Annotated in this window: 20 protein-coding genes; 4 read left to right on the forward strand and 16 right to left on the reverse strand. The window is 34.0% G+C overall.

Annotation, left to right across the window (positions count from 1 at the left end):
- Positions 1-32: 32 nt before the first annotated feature.
- Genes NHG49_RS14175 through sleB form a run of 3 tightly spaced genes read right to left on the reverse strand, consistent with a single transcriptional unit; the run spans position 33 to position 2,773 of the window.
- Complete coding sequence (locus tag NHG49_RS14175; protein WP_088046837.1) at positions 33-629, reverse strand: YhcN/YlaJ family sporulation lipoprotein; 597 nt, start codon at positions 627-629, stop codon at positions 33-35.
- A gap of 26 nt (positions 630-655) precedes the next feature.
- Complete coding sequence (gene ypeB, locus NHG49_RS14180) at positions 656-1,996, reverse strand: germination protein YpeB (RefSeq protein ID WP_064475457.1); 1,341 nt, start codon at positions 1,994-1,996, stop codon at positions 656-658.
- Between the two features lie 15 nt (positions 1,997-2,011).
- Positions 2,012-2,773: a spore cortex-lytic enzyme gene (gene sleB, locus NHG49_RS14185; protein WP_064475458.1), complete on the reverse strand. Its 762-nt coding sequence runs from the start codon at positions 2,771-2,773 to the stop codon at positions 2,012-2,014.
- A gap of 144 nt (positions 2,774-2,917) precedes the next feature.
- Between sleB and NHG49_RS14190 the strand changes: the two genes are divergently transcribed.
- Complete coding sequence (locus NHG49_RS14190) at positions 2,918-3,250, forward strand: DUF3889 domain-containing protein (RefSeq protein WP_088046838.1); 333 nt, start codon at positions 2,918-2,920, stop codon at positions 3,248-3,250.
- Between the two features lie 45 nt (positions 3,251-3,295).
- On the opposite strand, the gene NHG49_RS14195 is transcribed toward NHG49_RS14190, so the two are convergent.
- From NHG49_RS14195 to kynU, 5 genes are all read right to left on the reverse strand, one after another.
- Positions 3,296-3,919, reverse strand: a complete 624-nt coding sequence (locus NHG49_RS14195) for a Pr6Pr family membrane protein (protein ID WP_258126164.1) — start codon at positions 3,917-3,919, stop codon at positions 3,296-3,298.
- 16 nt (positions 3,920-3,935) lie between these two features.
- Positions 3,936-4,853: a serine hydrolase domain-containing protein gene (locus tag NHG49_RS14200; RefSeq protein ID WP_088046840.1), complete on the reverse strand. Its 918-nt coding sequence runs from the start codon at positions 4,851-4,853 to the stop codon at positions 3,936-3,938.
- A gap of 117 nt (positions 4,854-4,970) precedes the next feature.
- Positions 4,971-5,810, reverse strand: a complete 840-nt coding sequence (kynA, locus tag NHG49_RS14205; RefSeq protein WP_002127699.1) for a tryptophan 2,3-dioxygenase — start codon at positions 5,808-5,810, stop codon at positions 4,971-4,973.
- Between the two features lie 33 nt (positions 5,811-5,843).
- Positions 5,844-6,473 carry an arylformamidase gene (gene kynB, locus NHG49_RS14210; RefSeq protein WP_258126166.1) on the reverse strand — a complete coding sequence of 210 codons (630 nt, stop codon included), beginning with the start codon at positions 6,471-6,473 and terminating at the stop codon, positions 5,844-5,846.
- 2 nt (positions 6,474-6,475) lie between these two features.
- Positions 6,476-7,762, reverse strand: a complete 1,287-nt coding sequence (kynU, locus tag NHG49_RS14215; protein ID WP_064475463.1) for a kynureninase — start codon at positions 7,760-7,762, stop codon at positions 6,476-6,478.
- Between the two features lie 159 nt (positions 7,763-7,921).
- Here kynU and NHG49_RS14220 point away from each other — a divergent pair, with 159 nt between their 5' ends.
- Positions 7,922-8,533 (forward strand): TetR/AcrR family transcriptional regulator, encoded by a 612-nt coding sequence (locus NHG49_RS14220; protein ID WP_258126168.1) that lies wholly within the window; start codon positions 7,922-7,924, stop codon positions 8,531-8,533.
- 258 nt (positions 8,534-8,791) lie between these two features.
- On the opposite strand, the gene NHG49_RS14225 is transcribed toward NHG49_RS14220, so the two are convergent.
- The 6 genes from NHG49_RS14225 to NHG49_RS14250 all read right to left on the reverse strand — a co-directional run bounded on the left by NHG49_RS14225 (position 8,792) and on the right by NHG49_RS14250 (position 13,251).
- On the reverse strand, positions 8,792-9,031 hold the full coding sequence (locus NHG49_RS14225) for a DUF3953 domain-containing protein (RefSeq protein WP_064475465.1): 240 nt from the start codon (positions 9,029-9,031) through the stop codon (positions 8,792-8,794).
- Positions 9,032-9,051: 20 nt separating this feature from the next.
- On the reverse strand, positions 9,052-9,297 hold the full coding sequence (locus NHG49_RS14230; protein WP_064475466.1) for a DUF3977 family protein: 246 nt from the start codon (positions 9,295-9,297) through the stop codon (positions 9,052-9,054).
- Positions 9,298-9,408: 111 nt separating this feature from the next.
- On the reverse strand, positions 9,409-11,259 hold the full coding sequence (locus NHG49_RS14235; protein WP_154132114.1) for a sigma-54-dependent Fis family transcriptional regulator: 1,851 nt from the start codon (positions 11,257-11,259) through the stop codon (positions 9,409-9,411).
- 314 nt (positions 11,260-11,573) lie between these two features.
- A complete protein-coding gene (locus NHG49_RS14240; protein ID WP_064475468.1) occupies positions 11,574-11,912 on the reverse strand; it encodes an NIPSNAP family protein in 339 nt (112 codons plus the stop codon).
- A 4-nt stretch (positions 11,913-11,916) separates the two neighbouring features.
- A complete protein-coding gene (locus tag NHG49_RS14245) occupies positions 11,917-12,468 on the reverse strand; it encodes a GNAT family N-acetyltransferase (RefSeq protein ID WP_258126169.1) in 552 nt (183 codons plus the stop codon).
- 12 nt (positions 12,469-12,480) lie between these two features.
- Positions 12,481-13,251, reverse strand: a complete 771-nt coding sequence (locus tag NHG49_RS14250) for a DeoR/GlpR family DNA-binding transcription regulator (protein WP_064475470.1) — start codon at positions 13,249-13,251, stop codon at positions 12,481-12,483.
- A 250-nt stretch (positions 13,252-13,501) separates the two neighbouring features.
- On the opposite strand from NHG49_RS14250, the gene NHG49_RS14255 reads away from it, so the two are divergent.
- Positions 13,502-13,993, forward strand: coding sequence for a hypothetical protein (locus NHG49_RS14255; RefSeq protein ID WP_149173564.1), 492 nt, complete (start codon positions 13,502-13,504; stop codon positions 13,991-13,993).
- 49 nt (positions 13,994-14,042) lie between these two features.
- Here the strand turns inward: NHG49_RS14255 and NHG49_RS14260 are convergent, their stop codons facing one another.
- A complete protein-coding gene (locus tag NHG49_RS14260; protein ID WP_064475472.1) occupies positions 14,043-14,699 on the reverse strand; it encodes a DUF4085 family protein in 657 nt (218 codons plus the stop codon).
- A 220-nt stretch (positions 14,700-14,919) separates the two neighbouring features.
- On the opposite strand from NHG49_RS14260, the gene NHG49_RS14265 reads away from it, so the two are divergent.
- Positions 14,920-15,516, forward strand: coding sequence for a hypothetical protein (locus tag NHG49_RS14265; protein WP_064475473.1), 597 nt, complete (start codon positions 14,920-14,922; stop codon positions 15,514-15,516).
- A gap of 82 nt (positions 15,517-15,598) precedes the next feature.
- Here the strand turns inward: NHG49_RS14265 and lpdA are convergent, their stop codons facing one another.
- Positions 15,599-16,978, reverse strand: a complete 1,380-nt coding sequence (gene lpdA / locus NHG49_RS14270) for a dihydrolipoyl dehydrogenase (RefSeq protein WP_088046845.1) — start codon at positions 16,976-16,978, stop codon at positions 15,599-15,601.
- Positions 16,979-16,983 lie beyond the last annotated feature (5 nt).

A 16,983-nucleotide genomic window follows, 5' to 3' on the forward strand; every position in this document is an offset into this window, starting at 1 on the left:
AAATCCCCGTACATTTTAGTACGGGGTTCGTTTTATTTATTCAAATGATTATTTGATTGGTCATTCTGTTCTTTTCTTAGTTCTTGTTCTTCATCGTTTGGTAATTGTTTATCATTATCTTTAATTGGATTCTTTTCTCGATTTTCAATCATGTCATTTGGAACTTGTGGCATTACTCGGCCAACAATTGCTGCTAACTCATCAAGTATACCTTCACCTGTTTTTCCTTTTTTAATTTGCTTTCCAATTTGTTTGAGTCGTTCATACGTATCAACATCCGCTACAACGACTGCATTTGCACCATCCGGATCGTTTTTTAAACTTTCTGCTACAGAGTATTTAATGGACTCCACGCGAGTTCGATCGAGTTTCGCTTTTACATCAATACCTACAATAGCATATTTGCCGACTACTACGGCTGTTGCATCATTCACACCTGGCACACTTGCGGCTAAAGATGCTAAATGGTCCGCCGCTTTTTCATTTGGCTTATTTGATTTGTTCGTATAATTAACATTTTTCGTCGAAACATTTTTTTGCTCTGGTTTTTCGTTTGGATTGTCCTTTTTTCCAATACTGCATCCAGTTATAAACAAGCAAAGCATTAACATATATATTAGGATTTTCATTATTCTCACCACTTTACTATTAAAGTTTAATCATAAATTTTTTCAACAGCTTGCATTTTCTTCACTTTTTCCTCTGCTCCACTATTTGCATTAATGAAAATTTGGTACGTATCTTTCCCTAAAGTACCTACAAATTCATAGCAAAGTACTTCATTATGCAAATCATTTACTACGACAGCTTTGCGCTCTTCCATAACTTTAACATCTGGATTGATTTTCTTTCTTGCTTCTGCTGCAGTTAGCTTTGCTGATGGAACTGTTCGTTTTTGGTGTGATGCTAAATATTCTTTTGCGGAAAATCCAACGATGGAACCGTCATCTAAAGCGATTTTCATTTGGATTGCCTCTGGGTAAATTCGTACGCCGTTCTCATTTACTACATACGTAAATATTCCAACGTTATCATATTGTGAGCTATCATAAAGCTCCATATTATTAAACTTATGGTCCTTTAAGAATGTCAAACCTTTATTTCCTGCATCGTTTAAACTAATTTTCTGTTCCTTGATTTCTCGATTATTCATAACCCAAATTGGATATCCGCCTTTTCCGGTAATATCCATATAAAACTCATTATTCGTTGCGGAATCTTTAATTTTCACACTATAGAAAGATTCTTTTGCACCTTTTCCGCTTTTCTCAACATCTACTTTTTCATTTCCTTTTAAATTTAAAAATGATTTTGCAATTTTTGCCGCTTCATCTTTAGAAATTGCTTTTCCTTCTGCTTCAAATCCGCCTTTTTTATTTTTTTGCGCACTTGTAAAGGTCGGTCCGAAGTTTGTAGACGAATACGATGTTACGTTTTTCTCCACTGTTTTTAATCCGTCAATAATTGTATTGTCTGCAGGATCACGATTTGATGCAAGTGCCATCTCAACATCCATCCAGCGTAAATTATTTTTCAAAACAAGATGTTGTACTTTTCGTAGTTCATCTTGAATGTTACCTGCGTTTGAATATAACGTTTGCAATGTTTTATATTCTTGATCATTTAGCGGCTCTTTTTCTAAATCACGAATGGCCGCACGGTAACTAAAATCACCGATATTTGCTAAGAATTCTTCCGTTTTATTAAATGGCATCAACGTTAATGGTAATTGCCCTACATCCGATCGCGCTTCTGATGTTAATCGCCATACATCTGCTAATGCTGGTGATAAAGATGCACGTGAATTCATCGCCAGCGTTGTTCCAATTTTATCGTGCAATAAATCAACTTCGTATGCTAAATCATGAAACGCACGTTGATAACTATTTTCCGCTCGAATTAATACAGCATTCTTCTCTTGGTGCTCTTTATAGCCCCAGTATCCAGTTCCAACTACACCGACTGTTAATAATACGATTATAATACCTCGTAACATAGTTCCACCTCCGCTCTATTTACAGAAAATATGTTTCCCAATCTTTTTAATTTGTGGACGAGTCCAAATCCATTTACTCGTTGCAGTATCTGGATTGAAATAATACAATGCATTTCCTGTTGGATCCCATCCATTAATTGCATCTAATACAGCTTTTTTCGCTGTTTCATTTGGCGTTAAATATATTTGTCCGTCTGCTACCGCTGTAAATGCTCTTGGCTCAAAGATGACACCCGAAACGGTATTTGGGAACGATGCACTTGTAACCCGATTTAAAATAACTGCAGCTACTGCAACTTGCCCTAAGTACGGTTCACCACGAGATTCTCCATATACTGCGTTTGCCATAAGCTGAATGTCATTTTGAGAATAACCGTTTGGAACATTTGTCCCTTTATTTTGAGATGGTTTATTTCCTTGTGCAGTACCACCACTATTTCCTTTATTAGCAGTTGACTTGTCATACTTCGTTGCCTTTACGAGCATTTGCTTCGTTTTAGCTCCCGCTAAACCATCAACAGGTAGTCCGAATTTCTCTTGAAAATTTCGAAGTGCCCAGTATGTACCCCATCCGAAAACACCATCCACTTTTCCCGTATAAAATCCGTTATATTTCAAACGAGATTGTAGTTCAATGACATCTTCACCAGATGCTCCTCTTTGAATGACTTGATTAGAAAAAGCTTCTACATTCTTTAGTTGTATACTACTGACCATCAAAGATAGTCCTATGAACACAAGTAAAACTGCTATTTTAAAAATAGCTTTTTGACGCATAATTTTCCCTCCTTAATTACGGAAATGATTTCTTGGTTATGTTTTGTAAAAGCCTCGCTTTTATGTAAAGAAGACAAAAAAATCCAAACTCATATCGTTGAAAAAATATGTAAACAATATGAAAAAAGATAAAAGGAGTTCATCATGAAGAAATTGTTAAAGCGTATCGCACTCGTCATTCTGTTCATAACAACATGTTCAAATGTATATACTGGCCCATCAATTGTTCATGCGCAGCCACCGTATGCCAAATGGGGGAAACTTGCTGTAGAAAAGACGAAAGAACAATACCCAAAAGCGGAAATTATTGATTACCTTCATATAGGTAGAAAACCGAAAACCGTTCAAATAACAGTTGAAAAATTTAAATTGTGGCTACGTGAAAATGGAAAAGAATATGGTGTTTTTGTTGATGTAGAATTTGAAACGAAGACAGATAAATTTATAAAAATGTCGTTTCAGAAGACGAGTAGATAAAATGAAAACCCCACTGTTAAAATGTTAACAGTGGGGTTTTCATTTCTAAAATTCTTTCCTAAAATCTCGGTTCCCTAAAAATCTTACCAATATACAAATAGCACCAATTACAACTGCTATCCCTATACTGTATATAAGTACTCTACCATATCCACCTATTCTCGGATCTAAAAACGGATATGGATACCAATTTACGATTGGACCACGAATTAAGCTGTACACAACGTAAAAAAACGGGAATAAGAGCCAACTTGCAGCTTGTTTCCAAGTGATTTTCTTACTAGGTGGATTTAAAATCCAATCTAAAAGCATGGCAATTGGCATGATATAATGTAGCACCGTATTCACCCATGGTATTGCGGTTTGAAGTGATTCTTCTAATCCTCTTAATAGCAAAAAATAAATGAGTCCTGTCGTAAGTATATATACAGTTGCGGCACCACGAAGTATACTAAACTGCTCTGATCGACCGAATGTAGCTGTTCCAATGCTACTTAAAAGGAAAATACATGCAACTAAGATGTTACTTTCAATCGTAAAGAAACTAAAAAAGTTAACTGGATTGAACGGTTTCACTTGTGCCCTTATTATAAATTGCGTAATAATGGCGCTACATGCTAGAAGACTTAAACATAGTCTAAATAAAGCTAATGTTTTTACACCTCTCATACATTCTCTCCTCTTCTTATATCAACTTATCATTCTCTTGTACATGCTCAATAAATAATTTCAATGGAACGAGTCCGCGTTTTGGCATATGGCTACTAATAACTGCTACCAGTTCTAACTGTGGAATGATAACGATGTATTGTCCGCCGTATCCCATAGCAAAATACATACAATACGGTATGTGAAATCTTTCGTTATTCAATACCCACCAGTGATATCCATATGCCCCGACATGTTCATACGTTTCAAATAGAGGTGTACTTGATTCTTCTAACCATTTCGAGGATACAATTTCATTACCCTGCCAATATCCATTCTGCAAACATAATATTCCGAGTTTTAATAAATCTTTAGATTTCATTTTCATACCAAATCCACCAACATATATGCTTTGAGGATCTTGCCGCCACTCATATTCGGTAATTTCTAACGGATCAAATAAATATCTTTTTGCAAATTGTTCTGTCGACATTCCAGTAGCTTCTTGAATAATATAACTAAGCAAATGCGAAGACCCTGAGTTATAATTCATTTTTGTAACGGGTTCTTCAATTATTGGTTTTTCTAATATGTATTGCACCCAGTTTTCTGATTCTACAAAATCATTTGGGAACACTACTCCATTTCCGAACTCTTTCCAATCTTCACCTGTAGTCATCGTTAATAGATGATAAATTGTTAATTCGTTTTTTTCTTCTGGTATATTTGGAATCCATTTTGTAATCGGTGTATGTATATCATTTATATAGCCTTTATCGATTGCAATACCAATTAATATAGATACAATGCTTTTTGTAATCGAATTTATTTTAAATAGATTATTTTCACACTCTAACGTTTTATAATACTCACTTGTTAACTCACCTTTTTGATAAACGAGAAATGTATTTACTTTTTTCTTTTCAAATTTATTTTCTAGTGGCTTGAAATCCAAAACTTTACCTCCAATTAATTCATTACCTAATTTATTATATCTTGTAACTTTCATTAAAACATAATTGCGTTCAAATAAAAAACAAACCTGCCAGTAATGAACTGACAGGTTTGTTTTTTATAATTTCGTGCGAACATTCCAAAGCTCTGGGAAGAAACATTGATCAAGTACCCTTTTCAAATAAGATACGCCAGAAGATCCACCTGTTCCCATTTTATGACCAATAATTCGTTCTACCGTTTTCATATGACGGAAACGCCATTGTTGTAGCCAGTCTTCAATATCGATTAATTTCTCTGCAAGCTGATATAAATCCCAATATTTCTGCACGTCCGCATATACTTCTATCCAAGCCGCTTCTACAGTTGCATCCTCTTCGTAAGGCTGCGTAATATCACGATTTAACACATCTTTATGAATTGGGAATCCTTCTTTAACAAGCGCTTGTATCGCCACATCATATAAACTTGGTGTATGAAGTGCTTTATGAAGACGAGCATGTAATTCTGGGTCCTTTTCATAAATCTTTAATGCATGTGGTGTTTTATAACCAAGTGCATATTCAATCATTCGATATTGATACGATTGAAAACCTGAAGCCTGACCAAGTGAATCACGAAACTCAATATATTCTGATGGTGTTAATGTCGCAAGAATATCCCAAGATTGAATAATTTGCGACTGAATTTTTGATACACGTGCTAACATTTTAAAAGCTGGTGGTAATTTATCTTGTTTAATAGATTCAATTGCAGCATTCAATTCATGTAAAATTAGTTTCATCCAAAGCTCACTCGCTTGGTGGATAACGATAAATAACATTTCATCATGATGATCTGATAATCTTTGTTGACTAGATAATAAGCTATCTAGCTGTAAATACTCTCCATACGTCATATTCTCCTTAAAATCCGTATGAATCCCTTTTTCCATAATTACCTTTTCATTTTCTTTCATATTAGCCAAACGCCCCTTTGTGTTCATTTCTACTTATATTAGTCTAATAACAGCTCGAACTGGACTTCCATCTGCATCTGTTAAGGCAAGTGGTAATGCTATTAATTCATAATCACCGTCTGCTACATGATCTAGTACGACATTTTCTAAAATGTGTATGCCATGTTTAAACAATTGATGGTGCGCCGCTAATTCTTTATCATCTAATGGATCAACTGATGGTACATCCACGCCAATTAAACGAATTCCCTTTTCAGAAAGAAAGGCTGCAATATCTGCGCGTAAATGCGGGATTACATCTGGGAATTCATTTGCTTTACCATGTGAAGATGTACGTAATAACAATCGTTCTACACCTTCTAAATGAAAGTTTTCTAATTCCTTTTTCCCGATGCTTTCAAGATTAGAAACGTCAATGATTCGCGCTGGGCCAACATAAACTTGAATATCTAAATCCAACACCTTCTTACCGTCATTATCAAAATGAAAAGGTGCATCAATATGAGTACCTGTATGGATACTCATCGTTAACTTTCCGACATTTACTGAACCACTGTTTTCTTTTGACCATGAAACTTCATACGAGAACGGTGTATCCCCTGGCCATGTCGCGATATCATTATTTAGCGGTTGTGAAATATCAATCCACTGCGATGTTTTCATGCTTACGCCACAACCTCTCGCTTATTTTCAAAGTTTTTATATTCTTCATTTTTCATAATTTTCTTTAAAATTTGTACAGAGTTCCATACTTCCTCATACGTATTGTATAAAGCAACAGGCGCAAGTCTAACTCCATTAGGTGCACGGAAATCAGGGATAACTCCATTTGCTTTTAGCGCTTTACATATGCGTGCTGCTTCTGCATGTTCTAAATAAATGTGCCCGCCTCGTTTTTCATCCTCTAATGGATTTCCAATTATAAATCCGAAATCTTTTAATTCATGATCAATTAAATCCAGCATGTATCTTGTAATATGTAGCGATTTTTCACGTAAACGTTCTATACCAGCATCTTTAAATATTTCAAGAGAACCAATTAAAGGTGCAGTACTTAATACGTGCGGTGTACCAATTTGATAAGCACCTGCATGATCAGCAGCTGTTAATATATGTTCCATATCGAACTGCTTATCTTTTCTAGAACTAAACCAACCTGATAATCCTGGAATTCTATTAAAATGCTTTTTATTTATATAAAGACCCCCAACTCCACCTGGTCCTGCATTTAAATATTTATAATTACACCAAATAGCGAAATCAACATCCCATTCTTTGAAATGATGCGGAATAGAACCGATTGAATGACATGAATCGAATCCGATATGAATACCACGCTTATGTGCTTCGGCTGTTAAACGTTTCATATCAAGAATTTGGCCACTTCTATATAGTACAGAAGGTAATAAAATTAACGCGATATCATCTGTCATTTCCCGAATAATATCATCTTCAAAAAGTGTTCTACCATCTCGGCTCTTCACTCGTACTAAATGCTCATCTGGATCTAATCCTTTTAAACGAATTTGACTTTGAAGTGCATATATATCTGACGGGAATGTTAATTCATCCGCAAGAATTTTTGTACGTATTCCTTTCGGCTCATAAAATGTCGCAATCACTTGGTGTATATTAGTCGTTGTAGAACCGGTTACAATAACTTCTTCCGGTAAAGCTCCAATAAGAGGCGCTGTCAATTCACCTAATTTCTCCGAAAGGAAAAACCACGGATGCTCTCCTTCAGTCCAGCCGTCAATTCCATACTCCTTCCATGAATCGAGCAACGTAAGTAACGATTTCTCTGCTCTTTTTGAAAGTAGTCCTAATGAGTTTCCATCTAAATATATTGTTCCTTCTTTTTTATAGAATTCAGTTTGAAAATCTTTCAGTTCATCATGTTTATCACATTCAAGCGCATATTCATAAGTTGATTGAAATGGTTCTTTATACATGGTGTCACCTTCTTTTAATTTTCTTTTTATTCTAACTAATTGAAATATATCACCATAGTTGATATAACGTCAATGATATTATGTCAGTTGACTTTATATATGAATTTCTTTTACAATACAGTTATATTTTCAGATATTTCAGTATAAAGAGGTGATTCTTTGAAAAACAATACTCTTTCATCAAGAAAACAACGCTCCATAGAGACAAAGAAGAAACTATTACATGCTGGTTACACTATTTTTATACAGAACGGATTTCAAAAAACGACAATTACACAAATTATTAAACATGCAGAAACCGGTTATGGAACGGCATATGTATACTTTAAAAACAAAGATGATCTCCTCATCGTTTTAATGGAAGATGTTATGAATCAATTTTATGATATTGCTGAGCGCTCCTTTTCGCCTCAAACGAAAGAAGAAGCACATAAAATGATTCAAAATCAAGTTAGAGCATTCCTACAACTAGCAGAAAAAGAACGAGCTATATTGCAAGTTGTTCAAGAAGCTATAGGATTATCAAAAGAGATACGTCAAAAATGGGACGAGATACGGGAACGCTTTATAAACAGTATTGCGCAGGATATTACATACTCTCAAGAAGGTGGCTTAGCACAGCCTGAATTAAATAAAGAAATTGTAGCTAGTGCTTGGTTCGCGATGAATGAGATGTTTCTTTGGACGATTGTGAAAAATGATAAAAAATTAGAATTAGAAGTGATAGTACATACATTGACGGAAATGTATACGACTGGGCTATATAAATAGCACACTCATTTATATAAGTGTGCTATTATATGGTCTATATGTGGGTATGGTTATGCTAAAAGTGTTGTTTTAAATAACAGGAATGTTTTAGCAATATTTCCAAGGTAAGAAAAAAGAATGTATTCTCACCTCTTTTGAACTTACTTATTGGATAACAGAAAGATTTTGTATTGTTAAAAAAATGTGCAAAACAGCTACTAGAATTTTAATGAGAAAACTTAAAAAAATAAACTGTTACTCGATATGTTGAGTAACAGTTTATTTTAAATATTTTATTAAAGATACAATGATACAAAATAACGATGTAAGTAAAAGCAACAGTCCCATATTCTTATTCTTTTTTTCATCCTTCTTAACATTTTGTATCCCCATACTAGCAAGCATAAAACCTAATAATAATTGCAAAATAAGCATGCTTTGCTTCGAATCATCATTCCAACTGTAAATAGAATAGCCCATTACAATAAAAGCGAGTATGAATGTGGTAATTCTAATCATAAAAACACCCCTATTTAATTCTATTGTTTTAACCTACTTACGATTCCAACAATAAACTTATATTCAGCTCTACTTTTTCTTGCGTTCTTAAACCCTTCTTTCGTATCAAAGATAAAACACGTTTTCCGAAACCAAATTCGTACATATAAAGACTCAAAATAAATAGGTTTTATAATTCCTTGTTCCTCAAATTCAGTTCCATCTTTATTTTCAGTTTCCGTTCGAACGAACCACCTATTTCCGATGCCAATTTCAATATACTTCACATATTCCACCTTCCGAAAATTATTTTCTAACTATTCTATTATTTCCCCGGCAAGCGCACATTCCGACAGAACATGAGCCCACAAAGAAAAAGTAGATTACAAAAATCTACTTTATAGCTTATATTTTTGCATTCGCTTATAAAATGTACTTCGAGGTACATCTAACAATTTTGCAGCTAATGAAACATTTCCGTTCGTCTTTTCTAGCGCTTCAATCATGCTATCACGCTGTATTTTTTCACGGAAATTTAATGTATGCTCCGTTTTATTTTCTACTTGCAATGCAAGTTGATGTTGATTTCCCATCATGGTTTGTAATAAAAAAGAAATTTGTTTTTCGCATATTTCCTGACCTTGCGACAAAATGTAAATACGTTCTAATACATTTAATAACTCTCGAATATTTCCGGGCCATGTATGCTGAGAAAATTGATTACAAATACTTTTTGGAAATACAACCTTCCAATCTTTTTGTTCACAAAAATGTTGTATGAAGTATGGAATATCCTCTTTTCTTTCCATTAACGATGGAACATATAGCGGATATACATGTAAACGATAATATAAATCTTGACGGAATTTCCCTTCTTCTACTAATCTCAGTAAATCTTTATGTGTCGCAGTAATAATACGAATATTTACTGGTACCTCTTTTGAACTACCAATTGGGGTTACTGTTCGTTCTTGTAAAACACGCAATAATGCGACTTGCATCTCTGGCGGTACTTCACCAATTTCGTCTAAAAATATTGTCCCTCCGTCTGCTTGTTCGAATTTCCCTTTATATCCTTGGCGCCGTGCACCTGTAAACGCTCCTTCAACATAACCGAACAATTCACTTTCCATTAATTCTTTCGGCAATGAACCACAGTTAACAGCTATAAAAGGACCATTTTTTCTTGGACTATTTTCATGAATCGCTCTCGCTACATATTCTTTCCCTACACCTGTTTCACCACAAACATATACACTAGCGTCAGTTGGAGATACAAGCTTAATTTCTTCTAAAGTATGTTGAAATGCATTGCTTGTCCCAATAACTCCAGGGAAAGTAATTCCGTTTATAAATGGAGAAGTTGAAAATACATTTCCTTGTTTATTTTCCTTTACATAAATACATTTCCCGATCATTCTTTCATTACTATATACTGGTACTTCTAATTTAGATTTCAATCCATATTGCATTAAAACTTCAAGTTTCATTCGTGACCAATTAGAAACACGTTCCCGAATCCTCTTACTAGCAGAAACGATAACATCACGATGATTACATATAACAACCTGTTCATCACTGTCAATTACATCTAAAAAACGATGGATTAAGTGTAGTTCGTTTTGATGCACTCGAATACTACATTCACGTTCAATCGCATGTGCAATCGAAGTTACCATCCCTAGCATATATGGATGTGAAAATTCAATTGGACAGGAGAAATCTAGAACTCCAATTAATTTCCCATCATCATTATGAATGGGAGCGGCCGCACAGCTCCAGCTATGAGATGCGATAGAATAATGCTCTGTACCACTTATCATAATAGCCTCTTCAATCTGTAACGCGGTTCCTATCGCATTTGTACCAACAGCTGCTTCCGTCCATTTCACACCTTCAATGAAATTAATATGTTTCGCTCGTTTTAACGTTTGTTGATTTCCACTTAACGATAGAACGTAACCGTTTGGATCAATTAATAATGCCATCATTTGCAGCTCATCAATGGTTTTCCTCATATTTTGTAATTGAGGTATTGCTATATCAAGGAAGATTTCACTCTTTTTCTTTTGATCTTGAAAAACATTAGAAGACAAAATTTTCTGATCTTTATTCATATGAGGATTCACATTTGCTTGTTTACATCGATGCCATGACTCTGAAATTCTTTCGTTCATACGGTTCGAATCAAGGATTCCTTCATCAACAAACTTTTTCCATGTATGTAAGTAAAACGGTGAAGCTAACATTGTATCATCTCCCTATTCATTATTTTGGAGATTTGTAAAAACATACTTTTATTATAAAACTGAATAAAAGCGTTTTCAATAAAACTAGAAAGACGACACAAATATGTTAATAATTTGAATATCTTAATGCACTTCTTTATTCTTTTTTAGTAAAACTATATTTTGTATAATAGACGCAAAGAAAATACATAACCAAAACCACTTTTGTGGAGTATCATTTATAAAGAAAACTATGACCGTTATTGCAAATAAAATGGTAGAAGCTAAACTAAAATATAATTTTGTTTTAATTCTCATAATCTCTCACTCCTCTATCACTTTACAGTACATACTAACTCTTCATTTTTTAACTCTAATATGTACTTCTGAAAAACATATTCTCTTCCGCCATGTTTTTCATACCAATCATGTATTCTTTTAATATGCATCTCGTCGCTTCTAATTTTCGATTCAATTTCTTTATACTGTTTATAACTATCATATTCCCATATGGCGAATATTTCAGTTGTACCATCATTATTATCTTTCATCCAGCGTCCTATTAGCCTGGAACCATGCTTTAACTGGTTAGGTAAGTTTGTGTTAGTAAAATGCTCATTAAATATTTCTACAAATTCATTTTTTACTATATAGTACTTTCTTCTGTAAAACATCCCACTACACCTCTTTTATGAATCTTCCCATTACAACCGTATTATAATACTTCCCATCCGACAGCTTTTTGTCATTTTTCAAAATACCTTCTACTTCAAAACCTAATTTTTTATAAAGTTGAATAGCTTTTTCATTTGTCTCTAGCACTTGTAATGATATCTTTTTCACTTTATTTTCATCAGCCCACTGAATAGATTGTTGCAAGAGACTCTTACCAATTCTATATCCCCAAAACTCTCTTAAAATACAAACACCAAATTCTACTTTATGAGTTAATCTCTTCAAATTTGATCCTTCACATCTTGAAAATCCCACGATTCGCTTGTCCACTTCTGCAACTAAAAAGAGATTTTTCGTCTCTTCACTATCTGTTTTTATTATTTTTTGAAAACCTATCTTATCTATAAATCCCTCTCCAGCTTCTCTATCCATATTTTCAGTTTCGCCATCGATCTGAGCTCTAATTTCCGATAACTGCTCAGCATCCGTTTCAGCTGTAGAACGAATTGTAAAAGTTAATCCATTTATATGAAACTCTTGTCCTTTTATAATCATTTCAAACTCCTTTTAAATGGGGGTTATTGACGCTATTATAATTTCTTTACCTTGTTTCTCAAATTGTTGAATCGTTTCTTTACTAGCCTCTTCATCTGTTATTATAAGGTCAATTTCTATTAGTGACTCTCCTTTAATAAAGCAGTCTATTCCGAGTTTATTATGAGGAGCTAAACAAATGTTTCTTCTAGCAATTTTACTTACTGTTTTTCCAAAATAAGCAACTTCCGGCGTTGCAGTACTTATACCATTCAATGAAATGCCCCCACCTGTAGAGAAATAAAGATCAATAGATAATCTACTTATCATTTCAGAGGCAATTGTATCTGTCATATTCCCTGATGGTTTCACCTTTCCACCAATTAAGTATGTATCAATGTTCTTATATTCCCGTAAGGTACTAGCAATTTCTAAAGAATTCGTAATCACTGTAAATGACATTTCAGGTAAGTATTTTAACATAGCATAATGAGTAGAAGCCCCGCCAATAAAAACGGAATCGCCTTCTTGTATGTAGGATACAGCAACTTTCGCAATCGCATCTTCCTCTATTGAACTATCACGATAACGTTTCGTTGGTTCGGCAGCTAAGTTTCTCACTCGCGTAAGTTCGATTGCACCTCCATGTGTTCTTTTTAACAAGCCATCCTTCTCCATAATAGACAAATCTCTTCTTATAGAATCAATAGACATATCGAAACTTTCCGCAAGATCTTTAGCAATTACCCTTCCACCTTTCTTAAGTAACTCCAAAATTTTCTCTCTACGCTCTTCAGTAAACATATACCCACCGCCGTTATTGAAGATTCTGAAATCTCATCCTTATTTTAATTATATGCATGTCTCTTCCGTTTTACAATATTTTCAATTCTTATTCACTCCGTTTTATTCAGCTTTTTCCCTCTTTCTATACCATTAACTTTATAACGAAATAAATGTATATTTGTATATTTCACAAACATACTTCCATTTAACTTCCTATTGATGTAAAATTATTCCTATGTTTTACTTTTTAACACAGAAAGGAATTATTATGAAATCTATAATTAAAGTAACTTGTACAGCATTATTATTTACAGGAATAATGGTAGGATGTAATGGTAGTACTACACCAAAACAAGAAAAGAGCGCTCTTGAAAAGGATGCAATGCATTATGGGGAAATATATAAAAATGAATACTATAGAGCAACTGTTGAAAATGCTAAATTCGAAAAAATAGACAAAGAGTGGCGTCTCACAGCTCGTGTTACTATGAATAATGCTCGTGCTGACGGACAAACGATAGATCTTTCAGAAATAAAATATTTCATAAAAGATGAAAAAACAGGTGAAAAACACGAAGGTGAAGTTATACAAAATGAAAATGCTAAAAAGGTTCCTTCTGAGTTTTCTTTAACTACCGACATTGTATTTAATATGAAAGCTTCTCCAAAAGATTTAAATAATATGTATTTATACATAGATAGCAAAGCTGCGCCGTTAACAGATACTTATTGGAAACTTGATAATTTAGCATCTAAATAAAAAACAGTCTTATAAGACTGTTTTTTTGTTTGTAAAGTTATAAAGTTTACTAGTTACCTATCTCAAGCAATACGTCTTTTGCACAAATTGTCACTTCTTCAAATGGGCAATCAAATAAAACACCCAATTCGAACCCTTCATTAGTAAGATCTATTTCATGACATAACCACCAAGCACCTTCAAAATCTTCCGGAATAGAACATTTCGTTACCCCTATAAAAGTTACTTGCAGTTTATCAAATTCACTGAAAGTACCACTGCAATCTAAAGTTATTATTAGCTTATCTTCTGACCTTCTTTCTACTGATTTGACTACACTGTCATGTAGTGAGTATTCATGTAGTTGAACGACATTCTGCGCAAGCTTTTCTTTTATAGTATTATAATTATCTAAATACGCTTGTTCTAAATCACTCATTCTTTTCTCATAATCTACTGTCCACTCAAGCGTAAGTTTCTTTAATTTTTCCGATGGGTATTCTGAATTAATTGTATTTTCATGAATGTATGGATGTAATGACTTAGGTAGACACTTTAATAGATCTTCTTTCTTTTCTTCCACGTCTTCTCTTAAACCTTGCTTGTAATCCATTCCTATCTTTTTGCTCTCTCGCAACAACTCTTCCCATTCTTCTACTGTTTCTGGGAAAATTAAAAATCCAGATACTTGCATTTCTTTATACCAATCTTTATTGAAATACTTCAATCGCTTCCCTCCTAAAACATTTTAACATCCAACAAAAGCAATACATCTATTTATTATATCATTCCAATAACTATTTTTTCTAAAGAAAAAATGCAAAACTGTAAATATTCCGCCTTTTATTTCTAAAACTTCAGAATATTTACAATAGTTAATAATTAGAATACATTTTACTAGTACAAAGTTTCACCTGTACAAAATCTAAACAAAAAGGGATGGTTATATGTTGAAGAAATTAGTAGCAGGTACACTAGTAGCGGGATTTGCATTCACTGGAGGACTAGGAGTAGCAAGTGCTGAAGAAAAAAGTAATGTAATTAAATCATTTGATTATTTAAAAGTTGATGAACAAAATGTTACTTCTTTTGCAAAATTAAGCGAGCAGGAGAAAAAAGACATCCAAATTACTATGGTCCTACCTGAGCAAAATGAAAATGGAGATTGGTTAGCTTACGGGTTTACTAGTAGAGAAACATTGGATGCTTATGTTGAAAAGGATAAAAAAGCGCTTAAAAATAAAATTAATCCTTTAGGTAGCGGTGCTGGTAGTACTGATTTTTATGAACATAAAGATAAAGGTGGCCAATATATTTACTGGAGCAGCGGTTTTAAAAACTTGCCTTCTAGCTGGAATGACAGAATTTCTTCTGTAAGTACAGCATCGCCTTCAGCAAGTTATTCAACGACACTTTGGGAGCATACTTCAACACAAGGATATGGAAAAGGTGTTGTATTCAAACATGCTGATTGGTACGGTAAAACTGCTAATTTAGCTGCTGATTGGAACGATATTACTTCAGCGATTGACGTTAAAAAGTAAAAAGTTATTTAATTTCTTCTATAAAAATCCAAACCACTATTCTCTCATTCATTTAGAGAATAGTGGTTTATTATATTTTCATTTAAGCATGTACAGCATGTCCTATAGCTTGTAATAACGCTTCATGAATCGCTTCAGATAAAGTTGGATGTGCTGCAATATAATCTCTCATAATATCAGCGGTAACTTCTGTATGAATCATTACAGTTCCTTGTCCGATTAGTTCCGTTGCACGAGGACCGATAATAGAAATCCCAACAATTTCTTGATATTTAGGTTCCACAATAACTTTTACTTTACCCGTTTGTTCTCCAATAATAAGCGCTTTTCCGTTCGCTGTAAAAGGAAATTCTCCGATAAGAATATCACCATATTGTTCTCTTGCATCTTTTTCGCTTAAACCAACACTTGCGATTTCTGGGGATGTGTATATACATCGAGGTACTGCATGATAGTTAACTTTTACATCTTCTCCGCTCGCATGTAATGCTGCTGTCATCCCTTCATGGAAGGCAACGTGAGCAAGTTGTATTCCACCAATCACATCACCTGCTGCGTAAATATGTGATCTGTTTGTTTGCATATGTTCATTCACAGAAATTCCTTTATTTAAAAATTGAATACCTGCTTTTTCTAAACCTAATTCTTGTACACGTGGTTTTCGGCCGACAGAAACGATAACATATTCCGGATTGGCTTCTTGGATACTTCCTTCATATTCAAATGAAGCTTGCTTCTTATAATTATTTAATCCTTTTAAAGCAGCTCCTGTAAATATTTCTGCGCCATCATTTTCTAGTTTATCTCTTAAAATATGTGCGATATCTTCATCTTCACCAGGTAATAATTGCGATGCCCTTTCAACAATCGTAACTTTTGTTCCAAGACGACTATAAATACTTGCAAACTCGCAACCTATTACACCACCGCCAACGATTAGTAATGATTTTGGTATACTTTCTAGGGACATTGCATGGCTACTATTTAAAATCCACTTCCCATCAAATGGAGCAAAAGGTAATTCAGTCGGTTCTGATCCTGCCGCTATAATGAACTGTTCTCCATCTACTACATCCTCTTTATTATCGTTTGTAACTCGTACTCGGTGATCCGTTTCAAAATTCGCTTTACCTTGTATAACTTTTATTTTATTTTTCTTCATTAAATATTGAATTCCTTGGACGAGCTGCGTTACGATTTGTGATTTCCTCGCCTGTATTTGCTTCCAATCAATTGATATACTTCCATTGTTAAGTGCAATTCCATAATGATTCGCTTTTCTCACAATGTCATGCACTTCTGCACTTTCTAACAATGATTTCGTAGGCATACAACCAACATTTAAACAAGTCCCGCCAAGATCCGCTTCATCAATAAGAGTGACATCTTTCCCATTTTGAGCCGCGGTAATTGCTGCTACATAGCCAGCAGGTCCGCCTCCAATAACGACTAATTTACTCATTCTCT

It is taken from the genome of Bacillus sp. IBL03825 (assembly GCF_024712505.1).
GTDB lineage: Bacteria > Bacillota > Bacilli > Bacillales > Bacillaceae_G > Bacillus_A > Bacillus_A wiedmannii.